At 61.9% G+C, this 14,878-nt stretch carries 13 protein-coding genes; 4 read left to right on the top strand and 9 right to left on the bottom strand.

What is annotated here, in order from left to right; all coding sequences use genetic code 11:
- Positions 1–9: 9 nt before the first annotated feature.
- The 6 genes from DBR46_RS11150 to DBR46_RS11125 all read right to left on the bottom strand — a co-directional run bounded on the left by DBR46_RS11150 (position 10) and on the right by DBR46_RS11125 (position 6,141).
- Positions 10–1,251, bottom strand: coding sequence for an SfnB family sulfur acquisition oxidoreductase (locus tag DBR46_RS11150; RefSeq protein WP_124526222.1), 1,242 nt, complete (start codon positions 1,249–1,251; stop codon positions 10–12).
- 187 nt (positions 1,252–1,438) lie between these two features.
- Complete coding sequence (locus DBR46_RS11145) at positions 1,439–2,203, bottom strand: hypothetical protein (protein WP_124526221.1); 765 nt, start codon at positions 2,201–2,203, stop codon at positions 1,439–1,441.
- A 420-nt stretch (positions 2,204–2,623) separates the two neighbouring features.
- Positions 2,624–3,370, bottom strand: coding sequence for an L-cystine ABC transporter ATP-binding protein TcyN (tcyN, locus tag DBR46_RS11140; protein WP_124526220.1), 747 nt, complete (start codon positions 3,368–3,370; stop codon positions 2,624–2,626).
- A gap of 3 nt (positions 3,371–3,373) precedes the next feature.
- Positions 3,374–4,039 carry a cystine ABC transporter permease gene (gene tcyL, locus DBR46_RS11135; RefSeq protein ID WP_003187646.1) on the bottom strand — a complete coding sequence of 222 codons (666 nt, stop codon included), beginning with the start codon at positions 4,037–4,039 and terminating at the stop codon, positions 3,374–3,376.
- On the bottom strand, positions 4,039–4,833 hold the full coding sequence (tcyJ, locus tag DBR46_RS11130) for a cystine ABC transporter substrate-binding protein (protein ID WP_017734621.1): 795 nt from the start codon (positions 4,831–4,833) through the stop codon (positions 4,039–4,041). Before tcyJ ends, tcyL begins: the two co-directional genes overlap by 1 nt.
- A 312-nt stretch (positions 4,834–5,145) precedes the next feature.
- Positions 5,146–6,141, bottom strand: coding sequence for a D-cysteine desulfhydrase (locus DBR46_RS11125; RefSeq protein WP_124526219.1), 996 nt, complete (start codon positions 6,139–6,141; stop codon positions 5,146–5,148).
- Positions 6,142–6,308: 167 nt separating this feature from the next.
- Here DBR46_RS11125 and epsC point away from each other — a divergent pair, with 167 nt between their 5' ends.
- The 4 genes from epsC to mgrA all read left to right on the top strand — a co-directional run bounded on the left by epsC (position 6,309) and on the right by mgrA (position 12,290).
- Positions 6,309–7,235 (top strand): serine O-acetyltransferase EpsC, encoded by a 927-nt coding sequence (epsC, locus tag DBR46_RS11120; RefSeq protein ID WP_124526218.1) that lies wholly within the window; start codon positions 6,309–6,311, stop codon positions 7,233–7,235.
- 333 nt (positions 7,236–7,568) lie between these two features.
- Positions 7,569–9,530, top strand: a complete 1,962-nt coding sequence (gene betT, locus DBR46_RS11115; protein ID WP_017734617.1) for a choline transporter BetT — start codon at positions 7,569–7,571, stop codon at positions 9,528–9,530.
- A gap of 285 nt (positions 9,531–9,815) precedes the next feature.
- A complete protein-coding gene (locus tag DBR46_RS11110; protein ID WP_124526309.1) occupies positions 9,816–11,144 on the top strand; it encodes an OprD family outer membrane porin in 1,329 nt (442 codons plus the stop codon).
- 108 nt (positions 11,145–11,252) lie between these two features.
- Positions 11,253–12,290: an L-glyceraldehyde 3-phosphate reductase gene (gene mgrA, locus DBR46_RS11105; protein WP_124526217.1), complete on the top strand. Its 1,038-nt coding sequence runs from the start codon at positions 11,253–11,255 to the stop codon at positions 12,288–12,290.
- Between the two features lie 126 nt (positions 12,291–12,416).
- Here the strand turns inward: mgrA and tauD are convergent, their stop codons facing one another.
- The 3 genes from tauD to tauB are packed head-to-tail and all read right to left on the bottom strand — an operon-like array spanning position 12,417 to position 14,868.
- Positions 12,417–13,253: a taurine dioxygenase gene (gene tauD / locus DBR46_RS11100; protein WP_124526216.1), complete on the bottom strand. Its 837-nt coding sequence runs from the start codon at positions 13,251–13,253 to the stop codon at positions 12,417–12,419.
- Between the two features lie 11 nt (positions 13,254–13,264).
- Entirely contained in the window at positions 13,265–14,092 is an 828-nt protein-coding gene (tauC, locus tag DBR46_RS11095) for a taurine ABC transporter permease TauC (protein WP_124526215.1), read from the bottom strand.
- Positions 14,089–14,868: a taurine ABC transporter ATP-binding subunit gene (gene tauB, locus DBR46_RS11090; protein WP_124526214.1), complete on the bottom strand. Its 780-nt coding sequence runs from the start codon at positions 14,866–14,868 to the stop codon at positions 14,089–14,091. Before tauB ends, tauC begins: the two co-directional genes overlap by 4 nt.
- Between the last annotated feature and the right edge of the window lie 10 nt (positions 14,869–14,878).

The following is a 14,878-nucleotide window of genomic DNA, read 5'->3' as shown; positions in this document are numbered from 1 at the left end:
TCTGGTCGGTTAAATCCAGGAGTGACGAGCCGGCAACGTGCCGTTCAATCGATAGGCGCCGATGGCGTGATACTTCCAACGCACCGGGTCGTGCAGGGTGTGCACGCGGGCGTTGCGCCAGTGGCGGTCGAGGTTGAACTCGGCGAGGGTGGCGCGGCTGCCGGCCAGTTCGAAGAGCTTTTCGCTGACCTGCAGCGACACTTCGGTGGTCAGCACTTTGGCTTCGGCCACGGCGATGGATGCACGGGCGGCGGACTGCGCGGTGATCGGCGCGGCGCTGACCTGGTCCAGCACTTGGCCGGCCTTGCGCAGCAGGGCTTCAGCGGCGTGCAGTTCGATCTTCAGCTTGCCGATGTCGGCGATCACATACAGGTCATCGCTGGCGCGTTCGACCTTGGCGTCGATCCACGGGCGCGAACGTTCACGGACGAAGGCAATGGTGTCGTCGAGGGCACCACGGGCGATGCCGGCGTCGATGGCGGCCTGGATCAGTTGCGAGACGGCGCCCTGGATGTTCGGGGTTTCGCCGATGCGCCAGTTTTCCACTACCAACTCGGCGTCCACCGGTACTTGATCCAGCAATACCGTGCCGCTGGCGGTGGTGCGCTGGCCGAAGCCCGACCAATCGTCAACGATGCGCAGCCCCTCAGTGCCCCGGCGCACGAACGCCATGACCTGCTTGCCGTCATCGTTGAGTGCCTTGATCGCCACCCAGTGGGCGAACAGCGCGCCGGTGGAGTAGAACTTCTGGCCGCTGACCACATAGCCGTCGCCCTTGGCGGTAATGCGCGCCTTGAGTTCCAGGGTGTTCTTGGTGCCGCGTTCCGGGCCGCCATTGCCGATGCGCCAGCCGTCGAGGACGCTCTGGAACAGCTGCTTTTTCTGGCGCTCGGTGGCCGCGCCTTGCAGCAGGTGCAGGATGCCGAAATGGTTCTGCGGGATCTGGCCGAGGGCCGGGTCGGCCGCGCTGATGATTGCGAATACGTCGGCCAGGGTCACGAAGGACACCTGCGGGCCGCCGTATTCACGGGGAATGGAAATACTGCCCAGGCCACTGCGGGTGAATTGTTCCAGCTGTGCCCATGGCAGTTTGCGTTGCTGATCGCGCTGGGCGGCGTGCAGGCGTGCCGCCTGGGCCAGCGCGTGGGCCGCGTTCAGCGCCTCTGCGTCGTTGCGCAGCACGGTGGCTGGCAACAGCAGGGGGGCGACGTCCAGATCTCTCTGGGGGGGTGTTTGAGCCAAGTTAGACATCAGCGCCGCTCCTTGGCTGCACGTAATGCCCTGGCGTTGCGCACCGGGGTAATTCTGACCATACCGACCTCGCATTCAATGAAATGAAAACAGAAAAATCAAAGATGTCCGGTGGTCCGGTGCATATACCCTAAGCGTGTTAAATATTTAAATAAACGTGATTTTTGGAATAAGCATAGAAGGTCCGTCACCCAGGTTCGCAGGGCGAGCCGAGAGGGCGCGGCTGATAGATCAGCGCCGTCCCGGCCGGGCGGGCCGGCGCCCCGGCGGCGATGCGCAAAGTGCGTGCTGGCGCCCAGCGAGAATTGTTGCCGACGCGATCAAGAATGCAGTACGTGACCTCCAGACGGCTGTCGTCGCCGGCTTCGACAATCACAGTCGAGGGCACCCACACCCGTACAGGCTGGCCGACATCCCTGGCCTGGATCTTCGGCAGGTCCAGGCGCACATCGCCCCAGCGCAGGGTAATGGCGTCGCCGCTGGTCATGTTCAGGTAGGGCTCGATAGTCAGGGGAATGCCCCGCCGCACCTGGCTGGCGTTGACGCCGTAGCGGCGAATGGTCTCGGGCAGGCTGGCGGGAGCGAGGTTCAGGTTTTCGTCGCAGTACAGTGGCGAGGGCTGCCCGCCCGGGTAGTTGGTTTTCACCCGCACCCGCGTCACGGCCGAGCGGGCGGCGGCGTGGCCGACTTGCATGACCTGGTAATGGACCTGGGCCGGGCCATCTTGCACAAAGCTTTCCGGCACACGCAGGTGCGTGGGGGTGCCGACCTTGCAGGCGGTTACCCGGCGCGAGGCGGCAAAGCAGTTGTTCCAGAACAGTTCGATCAGGTCGCCTTCATCCATGTCGGGGTAGGGCGCGATATCGACCTGCAGCTGTGCGGCAGCCAGGGCGTTGATGCCGTTTCGAAGGGCCTGTGGCAGGGTCGGCGCGGTGAGCAGGGTGTGCGTCATAAGTAATCTCCTTGATGCAACCAGCAGCAATCGTTCCGGCCCTTTGCGCGGGGTGCGGGCAGGGGCTGAAAAGAACGATTCAGTGAATAGCCGGGATAGGATCCAATCCTCAGGGCGCTAGATAAGAGGGTTGGCCAAGAGGCGTCAATGGCGGCAAAGGGCTAAACGGCGGGTTGGGTGAGATTCAGAAGGGGCTGACGCGGCGGGGGAATTCCGGATAGGTGTGGCGGGGTGTTTTACCGCTTGGAATGCAGACTTGCTGTAGGCGAGGAGATCCCTTGTGGGAGCGGGCTTGCTCGCGAAGGCGGTGTGTCAGCCGACGCATGTGGCAGCTGACCTACCGCATTCGCGAGCAAGCCCGCTCCCACATTTGGAGTTGTGCCAGGCCTGTGACACAAGCGAATTTCACACACGACCGACTCAGTGGGCGAGGAATTTGCTCAAGAACTGCTTTGTGCGTTCTTCCTTGGGGTTGGCGAACAATGCCTTGGCTTCGCCCTGCTCGACGATCACCCCCTTGTCGAAGAAGATCACCCGGTTGGCCACGTCGCGAGCAAAGCTCATCTCGTGGGTGACGATGACCATGGTGCGGTTTTCTTCGGCCAGGCTGCGAATGGTCGCCAGCACTTCGCCGACCAGTTCCGGGTCGAGCGCCGAGGTGGGTTCGTCGAACAGGATCACTTCCGGCTCCATGGCCAGCGCCCGGGCAATTGCCACGCGCTGTTGCTGGCCACCCGAGAGGCGTCGCGGGTATGCGTCTTCCTTGCCCGCCAAACCGACCCGTTCCAGCAGCTTGCGCCCGAGGGCGGTCGCCGTTTCGCGGGGCATCTTCTTGACCACGACCGGGCCTTCGATGACGTTTTCCAGCGCGGTACGGTGGGGGAACAGGTTGAAGTTCTGGAACACAAAACCCACGTGCTGGCGCAAGCGCCGTACCAGGCCTTGTTGCTGGTTGATCGGCTTGCTGGTGTCGATCTCGATGTCACCCACCTTGATCCGGCCGCTGGTGGGTTGTTCGAGGAAATTCAGGCAGCGCAGAAAGGTGGTCTTGCCGGAGCCGCTGGGGCCGATGATGGCGATGACTTCGCCTTCCTTGACCTCCAGGTCGATGCCGTTGAGCACCACCTGGCCCTTGAATTGTTTGGTCAGTTGTTCAACCACGATCATCGATCAAGACTCCAGGTCATGCCGGTTGACCCGGTCTTCCAGACGATTTTGCAAATGCGCCAGGATGCTCGCCAGAATCCAGTAGATCAGGGCGGCGGACAGGTACATGGTGAAGATTTCAAAGGTGCGTGCCGAGACCAATTGCGCCTGGCGGAACAGCTCGGGCACCTGGATGGTGGCGGCCAGCGCCGTGTCCTTGACCAGCGAAATAAAGCTGTTGCCCAGTGGCGGCAATGCGGTGCGCATGGCCTGCGGCAGGATGGCCCGGCGCAGGGTTTGCGCGCGGGTCATGCCGATACTGGCCGCGGCTTCCCACTGGCCGCGCTCGATGGAGGCGATAGCGGCGCGCAGGATTTCACAGGCATAGGCGGCCATGTTCAGCGAAAAGCCGATCATGGCTGCCGGGATCGGATCCAGCTCGATGCCCACTTGCGGCAAGCCGTAGTAGATCAGGAACAGCTGCACCAGCAAGGGCGTGCCGCGAAAGAACGACACGTAGACTCGGGCGGTCCAGCTCAACAGCTTGAAGCGCGACAAGCGCATCAAGGCCAGGCCGAAGCCCAGCAGCAAACCGAAGAACATCCCGCCGAGGCTGAGAATCACCGTGTAATACGCGCCCTTGAGCAGAAAGGGCGCGGAGTCCAGCGCGAGTTGGAAACCTGCTTCCATTATTGAGTGACGTCAGCGGCGAAGTACTTCTCGGACAGCTTCTTCAAGGTGCCATCGGCGCGCAGCTTGTCGAGGGCCTTGTTTACCGCGTCGAGCAGCTCAGGCTCGCCTTTGCGCAGGGCAACACCGGCTTCCTGGCGCGAGAACGCAGCGCCGGCAGCGGCGGTGTCGGTGGCTTTCTTGGCGTATTCCAGGGCGGCCAGACGGTCGATCAGGATGGCGTCGGTACGGCCGATGCGCAGGTCCTGGAACTTGGTTGGGTCATCGTTGTAGGTCTTGATGATGGCTTTAGGCTGGTTGTCCTTGAGCCATTGTTCGTAGTTGGTGCCCAGGCCTACGCCGACTTTCTTGCCGGCCAGGTCGTCGGCGGTCTTGATGGTGTCGACGTTTTTCGCCAGGGTCAGCGCTTGAATGCCGGAGACGGTGTACGGCTTGGAGAAGTCGTACTTCTTCTTGCGCTCTTCGGAGATGGTCACTTGGTTGACCACAGCGTCCAGGCGCTTGGATTCCAGGGCGGCGAGGATGCCGTCCCAAGGCGTGGCTTGCAGCTTGACCTTCACGCCCAGCTCCTTGGCCAGGGCTTCGGACAGTTCCACTTCGAAGCCGCTGAGCTTGCCGCTTTCATCGACAAAGCTGAACGGTGGGTAGGTGCCTTCCAGGCCGATCTTGATTTCGCCGGCTTTTTTGATGTTGTCCAACTGGTCGCCGGCAACGGCTTGGCCGATCAGGCCAGCGCCGAGTGCCAGGCCCAAAGTGCCTACCAGCAGCGTGCGACGGAATACGGAAATAGTCATGAAGAGCCCCTGTGTTTTTATGTTGAGCGAAGCAGGTGACGCAGTAGTCGTATCCTGCCTTAAAGCGCGTAGCGCGTCTTCGCCTACGGCGCGATGATAGAGCGGGTTTTTAAGACTTGAAAATAATATAAATCTAAATTGATATTCCATTTGGAAATATGCAGCAGTCTAATGTGGGAGCTGGCTTGTGTGGGAGCGGGCTTGCTCGCGAATGCGGTGTATCAGTCAATACATCTGGTGACTGACACTCCGTCTTCGCGAGCAAGCCCGCTCCCACACAAGCCCGCTCCCACATTTTTGATCTCTGTTCCTTCAGCTGAAGGCGGCGCCATACGCAAACAACGCCGGCGCCCCACCGGTATGCAGGAAAATGATCGGGCCATCCTCAAACCGCTGGCGGCCGATACCGTCCAGCAAACCGGCCATGGCCTTGCCAGTGTAGACCGGGTCCAGCAGCAAGCCTTCCTGGCTGGCCAGCAGCTTGATCGCCGCCAGGGTGCCGGCATTCGGCTCGCCATAGCGTGGGCCGAAGTATTCATCCCAGAGGATCACCTTGAACGCCTCGGGAATTGTCACGCCGAGCAACTCGGCGGTGCGTTCGGCCAGGCCTTCGACTTTCGGGCGCTGGGCTTCGTCGGTGCGCGAGACGGTGACGCCAATCACCGGTAAATCTGGCAGCACTTCGCTCAACGCCAGCGCCAGGCCGCTGTGGGTGCCGGCGCTGCCGGAGGCCAGGACCACGGCGGCGAACTCGATCCCGCTGTCTTCGATCTGCGCGGCCAGCTCCAGGCCGGCGCGCACGTAACCGAGGGCGCCGAGGGCGTTGGAACCGCCGATGGGCACCAGGTACGGCTTCTTGCCGTTGCTGCGCAGGCGCTCGGCGAGGGCGTGGAGTTGGTCGTCGGCGTTGTCGAGGTTCTCGACCAATTCGACCTTGGCGTCGAACAAGTCCAGCAACAGGCGGTTGCCGTTGCCCAGGTAGTTGGGGTCTTCGGTGCCGGTGGGGTTTTCCAACAGGGCGACGCAGCCCAGGCCGAGCTTGGCGGCCAGCGCGGCAGTTTGGCGCACATGGTTGGACTGGATCGCGCCAGCGGTCACCAGGGTGTCGGCGCCTTGGGCGACGGCATCGGCGGCGAGGTATTCGAGCTTGCGCAGCTTGTTGCCGCCCATCGCCAGGGGCGTGGTGTCGTCGCGCTTGACGTAGATGTCCCGGCCCAACCAGGCCGACAGCCGTTCAAGTTTTTCCAGGGCAGTGGCGCCGCCCAGCAGTTCCAGGCGGTTAAAGCGGTCCAGCTGTTGTTTGATCATGGCTGCGCACGGTGGCTAAGTGATGGGGCGACTATAGGCAGGCACTTTTCATCGGGCAACCGCCAATCTGCTTATGCCTGATGGTTCTTAGCATCACACCATTGGTTCTTAAGGGCGGCCCGCCTGCATACCGTAAAGTGATGGCCATTTCGTCAGGAGTGAATACCGTGAGTGAGCGTTCCAGTCATTGGCAGTTACAGACCATCGTCAGCCAGTTGCGCGGCGCCCGGGACCAGTGGCGAACGCGCAATGGCCGCCTGAGCGGCGAGCACGGTGGGCGCGAGTTGCCGTCGCGCGAAGCGGTGGCGCAGATCCTTGAGTCGCTGTGCGGTGCGCTGTTCCCCATGCGCCTGGGGCCGGTGGATTTGCGTGAGGAAAGTGAAGACTTCTACGTTGGCCACACCCTCGACGTGGCGCTCAATGCGCTGCTGGCCCAGGCCCGCCTGGAACTGCGCTACGCCGCCCGCCAGAGCGGCCAGGATGACGGCGCTGTTGACGCCCACGCCATCCGCCTGATCCAGGATTTTGCCCTGGCCTTGCCGTCCCTGCGCAGCCTGCTGGACACCGACGTGCTGGCCGCCTACCACGGCGACCCGGCCGCGCGCAGCGTGGACGAAGTGCTGCTGTGCTACCCCGGCATCCTCGCGGTGATTCACCATCGCCTGGCGCACCACCTGTACCGCGCCGGGTTGCCGCTGTTGGCGCGCATCAGTGCGGAGATCGCCCATTCGGCGACGGGGATCGATATCCACCCCGGCGCGCAGATCGGCCCGAGTTTCTTTATCGACCATGGGACCGGCGTGGTGATCGGCGAAACCGCGATCATCGGCGAACGCGTGCGTATCTACCAGGCTGTGACCCTGGGTGCCAAACGCTTCCCGGCCGATGAAGACGGGCAGTTGCAAAAAGGCCACCCACGCCACCCGATTGTCGAGGATGACGTGGTGATCTACGCCGGGGCGACGATTCTGGGGCGCATCACCATCGGCCAGGGCTCGACCATCGGTGGCAATGTGTGGCTGACCCGCAGCGTACCGGCGGGGGCGAATATTACCCAGGCCAATTTGCAACATGATGATGGTACGCAAAAGTAAGTCGAACACAGACTCAATGTGGGAGCAGGCAAGCCAGCTCCCACATGTTTTGTGTATTTCACCCCCAAGTCGCTGAACGATTTGCCATGCCCATCCGTCATACCCATCCTTGAGCTAGTGTAGGAATTGCCTACCGCTCGGCCCTGGGATTAGTCCAAAACTGCCTATCCATGTTTAACTTGAATGCTCGTTCAAGTTAAACCCGGTGGTTCGCTGCCCGCTCACAATAGGAGGCTTACCTTTGCTGAGTCCGTTTTTTACAGCCACATCCCTCACCCTCGGGGTGCATCGTTCATGAGTGCATCGTCCACCCCACCCAGCGGCCTGGTGCGCATGAATGCGCCGGTCTTCTACTTCGCCGCCACGTTCATTCTGCTGTTCGGCCTGATTGTCATCGCGATCCCACAACAGGCTGGTGCCTGGCTGCTGGCCGCGCAAAACTGGGCGGCCAATACGGTCGGCTGGTACTACATGCTGGCGATGACCCTGTATCTGGTCTTCGTGGTGGTCACCGCGTTATCGGGCTACGGCAAGATAAAACTCGGTGCCGACCACGACGAGCCCGAGTTCAGTTATCTGTCCTGGGCCGGCATGCTGTTCGCCGCCGGGATCAGCATCACGCTGTTTTTCTTTTGCGTGTCCGAGCCGCTGACGCACCTGGTGCAACCGCCGCAAGGCGCGCCGATGAACGCCGACGCTGCGCGCCAGGCCATGCAGATCCTGTTTCTGCATTGGGGCCTGCACGGCTGGGGCGTGTTCGCGTTTGTCGGCATGGCCCTGGCGTATTTCGCCTACCGGCATAACCTGCCGCTGGCGTTGCGTTCAGCGCTGTACCCGCTGATCGGCAAGCGCATCAACGGCCCCATCGGTTACGCGGTGGATGGCTTCGGCATCATCGCCACGGTGTTTGGCCTGGGGGCCGACATGGGCTTTGGGGTGCTGCACCTCAACTCGGGCCTGGACTACTTGTTTGGCATTGCCCACACGCAGTGGATCCAGGTCGGCCTGATCACCTTGATGATGGGCGCGGCGATTATTGTCGCGGTGGCCGGCGTCGATAAGGGCGTGCGGGTGATGTCCGACATCAACATGCTGCTGGCCTGCGCGCTGCTGCTGTTTGTGTTGTTCGCCGGGCCCACCCAGCATTTGCTCAACACCCTGATCCAGAACCTCGGCGACTACCTGGGCGCCTTGCCGACCAAGAGTTTCGACGTGTACGCCTACGACAAACCCAGCGACTGGCTGGGCGGTTGGACGGTGTTCTACTGGGCTTGGTGGATTGCATGGTCGCCGTTCGTGGGCCTGTTTATCGCGCGCATTTCCCGTGGCCGCACCATCCGTGAATTCGTGTTTGGCGTGCTACTGATCCCGCTGGGTTTCACCCTGGCGTGGATGTCGATTTTCGGCAACAGCGCCATCGACCAGGTGCTCAACCACGGCATGGCCGCGCTCGGCCAGTCGGCCATCGACAACCCGTCGATGAGCCTCTACCTGCTGCTGGAAACCTACCCGTGGAGCAAGACCGTGATCGCGGTCACGGTGTTTATCAGCTTTGTGTTCTTCGTCACCTCGGCCGACTCCGGCACCGTGGTGCTGTCCACGCTCTCGTCCAAAGGCGGCAACGCCGATGAAGACGGGCCGAAATGGCTGCGGGTGTTCTGGGGCGTGATGACCGGGCTGGTCACCAGCGCGTTGCTGTTTGCTGGCAGCATCGATTCGCTGAAGTCCGCAGTGGTGCTGACCTCGTTGCCGTTCTCGCTGATCCTGCTGTTGATGATGTGGGGGCTGCACAAGGCGTTCTATCTCGAATCCCAGAAGCAGATTGCGCAGCTGCATTCGCTGGCGCCGGTCTCGGCTTCGCGCAGGGGTCGTGGCGGTTGGCGCCAGCGCTTGAGCCAGGCCGTGCACTTCCCGTCGCGGGATGAGGTGTATCGCTTCCTTGAATCGACGGTACGCCCGGCGATCGAAGAAGTGACGGCGGTGTTTGTCGAGAAGGGCCTGAATGTGACGACTCAGCCCGACCCGTCAAACGACAGTGTCAGCCTGGAAATCGGCCATGGCGAGGAACATCCGTTCATCTACCAGGTGCAGATGCGCGGCTACTTCACGCCGTCGTTTGCCCGTGGCGGCATGGGTTCCAAGGAGCTCAACAACCGCCGCTACTACCGGGCGGAAGTGCACTTGGCCGAGGGCAGCCAGGACTACGATCTGGTGGGCTACACCAAGGAGCAGATCATCAACGACATCCTTGATCAGTACGAGCGGCACTTGCAGTTCCTGCATTTGGTTCGCTAGCTTTTTGTGGGAGCGGGCTTGCTCGCGAAAGCGTCGTGTCAGTCGATGCCTGTGTGACTGATACACCGTCTTCGCGAGCAAGCCCGCTCCCACACAAGCCAGCTCCCACAAAAAACCGCGCAAGGCCCTGATCTACGGGGCTTTCATGAATTTAATTTCATCCGTTCAACGCGCGTTTTGACGCGTAACTGTCATCTGTCCACCGCCTAATTGTGTGAAGCGTTTGACGCTTTCATTTCAGAACAGTGACGGAGACCGGTACCAATGAAGACGTTATTAAGCCCTATGGTGGGTGCCGCCATGGCGAGCTTTATGCTGTCCGCCCATGCCGATTTTATCGATGACAGCCACGCCGATGTGACCCTGCTCAATCGCTATCTCAACCAGCAGGGGCGCGATGTGGTGAACAGCAACGCCAAGGCCCACAGCATTCGTGATTGGGGCCAGGGGTTCGAGTTCAACTTCAAGTCTGGTTACACCGAAGGGCCGGTGGGCTTTGGCCTCGACTTGCAGGCGTTCTACGGGTTGAAGCTGGACTCCGGTGGCGACCTCAACGACAAGGACCACCAGAGCCGCTATCCCGGCAGCATGTTCCCCCTGGACAACGGCAAATCCGCCGACCAGTTCGGCGTGCTCAGCCCGACGTTCAAGATGCGCTTCGCCAAGGACGAGCTGCGCGTGGGCACGCTGTTCGGCAACAACCCGGTGCTGGCCAACACCGACGGCCGCCTCTACCAGCAGACCAATACCGGTGTGCAACTGGTGTCCAAGGACCTCAGCGATTTCACCTTCACCGGTGGCGATATCTTCAAGACCAAGATCCGCAACGAAACCGGCGACCAGGGCATGATCACCGCGGGCGGTACCAAAGAGAGTGATCGCTTCCTGTTCGGCGGCGCCGACTACACCGGCATCCAGAACACCACGGTGAGCCTGTGGTATTCGAACCTTGAGGATTACTACCAGCAGTTTTTCGTGGGCGCCAAGCGCCATGACGCCTTGTCGGTGGGCGCGCTCGATACCGACGTGCGGGTGTTCCGCAGCCTGGGTGTGGGCGGTAACGCCGACGGTGAAAAAGACTACGCAGCCAGCGGCCTTTACGGCGACGGCGTGAACAAGGGGCGCATCAACCAGACCACCGCCAGCTTGCTGGAGAGCTACAGCCTGGACGGCCACACCGTCGGCCTGGGCATCCAGAAAAACAGCGGCGAAAGTGACTTCCCCTACCTCGACTCCGGCCTGAACAGCGGCGATAACCGCCAGGGTCCTGGCTCAGGCGCCGATACGCCGGCACTGACTAACATGCAGTTGAACAAATTCCAGCACGCCGGCGAACGCACTTGGCTGGCGCAGTACAAATATGACTTGGGCAAACTCGGCGTACCGGGTCTGACCTTCTCGGCGGCCTATGCCCACGGCGATGACATCCGCACCGCACAAGGCACCACCAGCGAATGGGAACGCAACGTGGCGGTGGCGTATCAAGTGCCCACCGGCACCCTCAAAGGCCTCGGTGTGACCTGGAAAAATGCCCACGCCAGCCCGGACATTACCGGCGCCACCGTGCAGGATGAAAATCGCTTTTATGTCAGCTACGTCGTTCCACTCTGGTAGGAAATTGCTGTAAAACGGAAGGGCAAACTTAAGCGATTCAGCTGGTTAAAAGGCCTGGGAATAAGGTTATTCCCAGGCCTTATTTGCCCTAAGCCCAGAGAGGATTCGATGACGTACATTGCTGCCGAAAACCGCTATGAATCTATCCCGTATCGCCGCGTAGGCCGTAGTGGATTGGTGCTGCCTGCACTGTCCCTGGGGCTGTGGCACAACTTTGGCGACAGCACCCCGATCGACACCCAGCGCGCCCTGCTGCGCACCGCGTTCGACCTGGGTATCAACCACTTCGACCTGGCCAACAACTACGGCCCGCCGTATGGCAGCGCCGAGATCAATTTCGGCCGTTTGCTGCGCGAAGATTTCAAGCATTACCGCGATGAGCTGATCATCTCCAGCAAGGCCGGTTGGGACATGTGGCCCGGCCCTTACGGCCAGGGCGGCGGCTCGCGCAAATACATCCTCGCGAGCCTGGACCAGAGCCTGCAACGCCTGGGCGTCGACTATGTGGACATCTTCTACTCCCACCGTTTTGACGCCGACACCCCGCTGGAAGAAACCGCCAGCGCCCTCGCCACCGCCGTGCAACAGGGCAAGGCGTTGTACATCGGTATTTCGTCCTACTCCGGGGTGAAAACCCGCGAAATCGCGGCCCTGCTCAAAGAGTGGAAAGTGCCGCTGCTGATCCATCAACCGGCCTACAACCTGCTCAACCGCTGGGTGGAAAAAGACCTGCTGGACACCACCGAAGAACTCGGCGCCGGGGTGATTGCGTTCACGCCATTGGCCCAGGGTTTGTTGACCGACAAATACCTCAACGGCGTACCGGCGGATGCGCGGGTGAATCGCCCGGGTGGTGGTTCGTTGCAGGCCAAGCACTTGTCCGAAGCCAACATTGCCCACGTACGGGCACTGAACGAAATCGCCCAGCGCCGTGGTCAGAGCCTGGCGCAATTGGCCTTGGCGTGGACCCTGCGTGACCCACGGGTGACCAGCGCGCTGATCGGTGCCAGTCGGCCGGAGCAGATCATCGAGAACGTCGGCGCATTGAAGAACTTGCATTTCAGCGCAGAAGAACTGGCGGAGATCGACCGGTTTGCCCAGGAAGGCGGGATCAACCTGTGGGAAAAGCCATCCACTGCTGAATAAACGGTAGAACGCGTTCAATGTGGGAGCGGGCTTGCTCGCGAAGGCGGAGTGTCAGTCGATGAAGTTTTGGCTGATACACCGCCATCGCAGGCAAGCCAGCTCCCACATTTTGACCGTCGCCAGTCTTTAGTACGGTACGTCGCCGAGGATCGTCGCCCGGTGCATCACCCGCCGCTGCGGTCGGTAGTCATCCACGGCGTAATGCTGGGTCACGCGGTTGTCCCAGAACGCTACGTCGTTTTCCTGCCAGCGCCAGCGGATGGTGAATTCCGGCCGGGTGGCGTGGGCGAACAGCAGCTTGAGAATCGCCTCGCTTTCTGCCGGTTCAAGTTCATTGATCCTGGTGGTGAACCCTTCGCTGACAAACAGCGACTTGCGTCCGCTCACAGGATGCGTACGCACCACCGGGTGGGACAACGGTGGATTCTTCTTGCGGGTTTCTTCCCAGCGCGCCAGGTCTTCGGCGCTGTTGCCAAAGCGCTCCAGCGGGAAGGATTTGGTGAAGTCGTGTGTAGCCGTCAGCCCATCGAGCAAGCGCTGCAACGGCGCCGACAGCGCCTCATACGCCGCAATCCCGCTGGCCCACAACGTATCGCCGCCAAACGCCGGCAGCAGCTTGGCGCTGAGCACCGCGCCGAGCGCCGGGGTGGGCAGGAAGGTCACGTCGGTGTGCCATACGGCGTTGTCACGCACGTCGGTGACGGCGGTGTCGAGGATCAGCACTTCGGGCTGTTCCGGCACGTTGGGGTAGATCGGGTGAATATGCAGGTCGCCGAAATTCGCCGCGAACCGCGCCTGCTGTTGCGGGGTGATGACCTGGCCGCGGAAGAACAGCACCGAGTGGGTGAGCAACGCCTGTTCGATGGCGTCGCGCTGTTCAATATTCAGCGGCTGGGTGATATCGACGCCACGGATCTCGGCGCCGAGGGCGATGCTCAAGGGGGTAACGGTCAGGCTGCTCATGCTGTTCTCACTCAATGTGCCTGGCCATGCCATGGCACCAATTTACGCTGCAGGGCACGCAAGCCCATTTCCATGGCGAAGGCGATCAGGGCGATCACCAGGATCCCCAGCACCACCACGTCGGTGACGAGGAACTGCGCCGCCGACTGCACCATAAAGCCCAGGCCGCTGGTGGCCGCGATCAATTCGGCGGCGACCAACGTCGACCAACCCACCCCCAAACCAATGCGCACGCCGGTGAGGATATCGGGCAGGGCGCTGGGCAGGATCACGTGGCGGATCAACTGGACGCGAGTTGCCCCCAACGACTGTGCCGCGCGCAACTTGGCCGGGTCAACGGTGCGCACGCCGGTCGCGGTGGCGATGGCGATCGGTGCAAAGATCGCCAGGTAGATCAGCAGCACCTTGGACAGCTCGCCAATGCCGCACCAGATCACGATCAACGGCAGGTAGGCCAGCGGTGGAATCGGCCGGTAGAACTCGATCAGCGGGTCGAGAATGCCCCGGGCGATACGGTTGGAACCGATGGCAATCCCCACCGGCACGGCGGTCAGCACCGCAAAGCCAAGGCCCAGGCCGATGCGGCTGAGGCTCGCGCCCAAATGCTGCCACAAGGTGGAATCCATATAACCTGTGGTCGCCAGCAGCCAGCCCTTTTGCAGCACGGCGGACGGCGGCGGCAGGAACAGCGGTTCGATCAAGCCGGTGGCAGTCACGGCCCACCAGATTGCCAACAGGGCGATAAGGGTCAGTACGCTGATCCAGCGGGTGCTCAAGCTGCGGCGCACCGGGATCACCGTCTGCATCACCGGCTTGGCGGCGAGTTCATAGCTGCTCATGCGGACACCTGCCGTTGGGAGAACACTTTGCCCAGCACGTGTTCGCGGGTTTCGATAAAGCGCGGGTCGGACTTGATCGCCCGCGCCGATTCACCGGCAGCGTAGCGCTGGCCGAAGTCCAGGCTCAGGCGTTCGACGATCTGCCCGGGGTTGGGCGCCAGGAGGATCAAGTCTGTGGCGAGGAAGACCGCCTCTTCGATGTCGTGGGTAATCAGGAACACCGGCTTGGCTGTGCGCCGCCAGACTTGCAGCAGCAACTCCTGCATCTGTTCGCGGGTGAACGCATCGAGGGCGCCGAAGGGTTCGTCCATCAGCAGTACGCGTGGGTCGGCGGCCAACGCACGGGCGAGGCCGACGCGTTGCTTCTGGCCACCGGAGAGTTGCCAGATACGGCGGCTGTCGAAACCGGCCAGGTCCACCAGCGCGAGCATTTCCCGGGCGCGCACTTCACGTTGCGCCTTGGGCACGCCGGCCAGCTCCAGGCCGAAGCCGACGTTGGCCAGCACGTCCTGCCAGGGCAGCAGGGCGTCGTCCTGGAACACCACGCCGCGTTCGGCGCTGGGGCCTTTGACCGGCACGCCATCAAGGGTGATGCGCCCGGAAGAGGGTTCGACAAAACCGGCGATCAGGTTCAACAGCGAAGTCTTGCCACTGCCGGACGGGCCGAGGGCCACCAGCAATTGCTGGGGCCCCAGGTCGATTGAGATGTCAGACAGTACCGGTTCTGTGGCGCCTGGGTACTGTGCGCTGATGCGCTCCAGTTGTAGCAAGGCCATCGCGATGAAC

The sequence above is a fragment of the Pseudomonas sp. KBW05 genome (assembly GCF_003852405.1).
Classification (GTDB): Bacteria; Pseudomonadota; Gammaproteobacteria; order Pseudomonadales; family Pseudomonadaceae; genus Aquipseudomonas.
This window is presented reverse-complemented; position numbering and strand designations above follow the sequence as displayed.

Bases quoted from the DNA above. Each gene is read 5' to 3' on its own strand.
- DBR46_RS11150 (WP_124526222.1), bottom strand. From the start codon at position 1,251: ATGTCTAACTTGGCTCAAACACCCCCCCAGAGAGATCTGGACGTCGCC.
- DBR46_RS11145 (WP_124526221.1), bottom strand. From the start codon at position 2,203: ATGACGCACACCCTGCTCACCGCGCCGACCCTGCCACAGGCCCTTCGA.
- tcyN (WP_124526220.1), bottom strand. From the start codon at position 3,370: ATGATCGTGGTTGAACAACTGACCAAACAATTCAAGGGCCAGGTGGTG.
- tcyL (WP_003187646.1), bottom strand. From the start codon at position 4,039: ATGGAAGCAGGTTTCCAACTCGCGCTGGACTCCGCGCCCTTTCTGCTC.
- tcyJ (WP_017734621.1), bottom strand. From the start codon at position 4,833: ATGACTATTTCCGTATTCCGTCGCACGCTGCTGGTAGGCACTTTGGGC.
- DBR46_RS11125 (WP_124526219.1), bottom strand. From the start codon at position 6,141: ATGATCAAACAACAGCTGGACCGCTTTAACCGCCTGGAACTGCTGGGC.
- betT (WP_017734617.1), top strand. From the start codon at position 7,569: ATGAATGCGCCGGTCTTCTACTTCGCCGCCACGTTCATTCTGCTGTTC.
- DBR46_RS11110 (WP_124526309.1), top strand. From the start codon at position 9,816: ATGGTGGGTGCCGCCATGGCGAGCTTTATGCTGTCCGCCCATGCCGAT.
- mgrA (WP_124526217.1), top strand. From the start codon at position 11,253: ATGACGTACATTGCTGCCGAAAACCGCTATGAATCTATCCCGTATCGC.
- tauD (WP_124526216.1), bottom strand. From the start codon at position 13,253: ATGAGCAGCCTGACCGTTACCCCCTTGAGCATCGCCCTCGGCGCCGAG.
- tauC (WP_124526215.1), bottom strand. From the start codon at position 14,092: ATGAGCAGCTATGAACTCGCCGCCAAGCCGGTGATGCAGACGGTGATC.
- tauB (WP_124526214.1), bottom strand. From the start codon at position 14,868: ATGGCCTTGCTACAACTGGAGCGCATCAGCGCACAGTACCCAGGCGCC.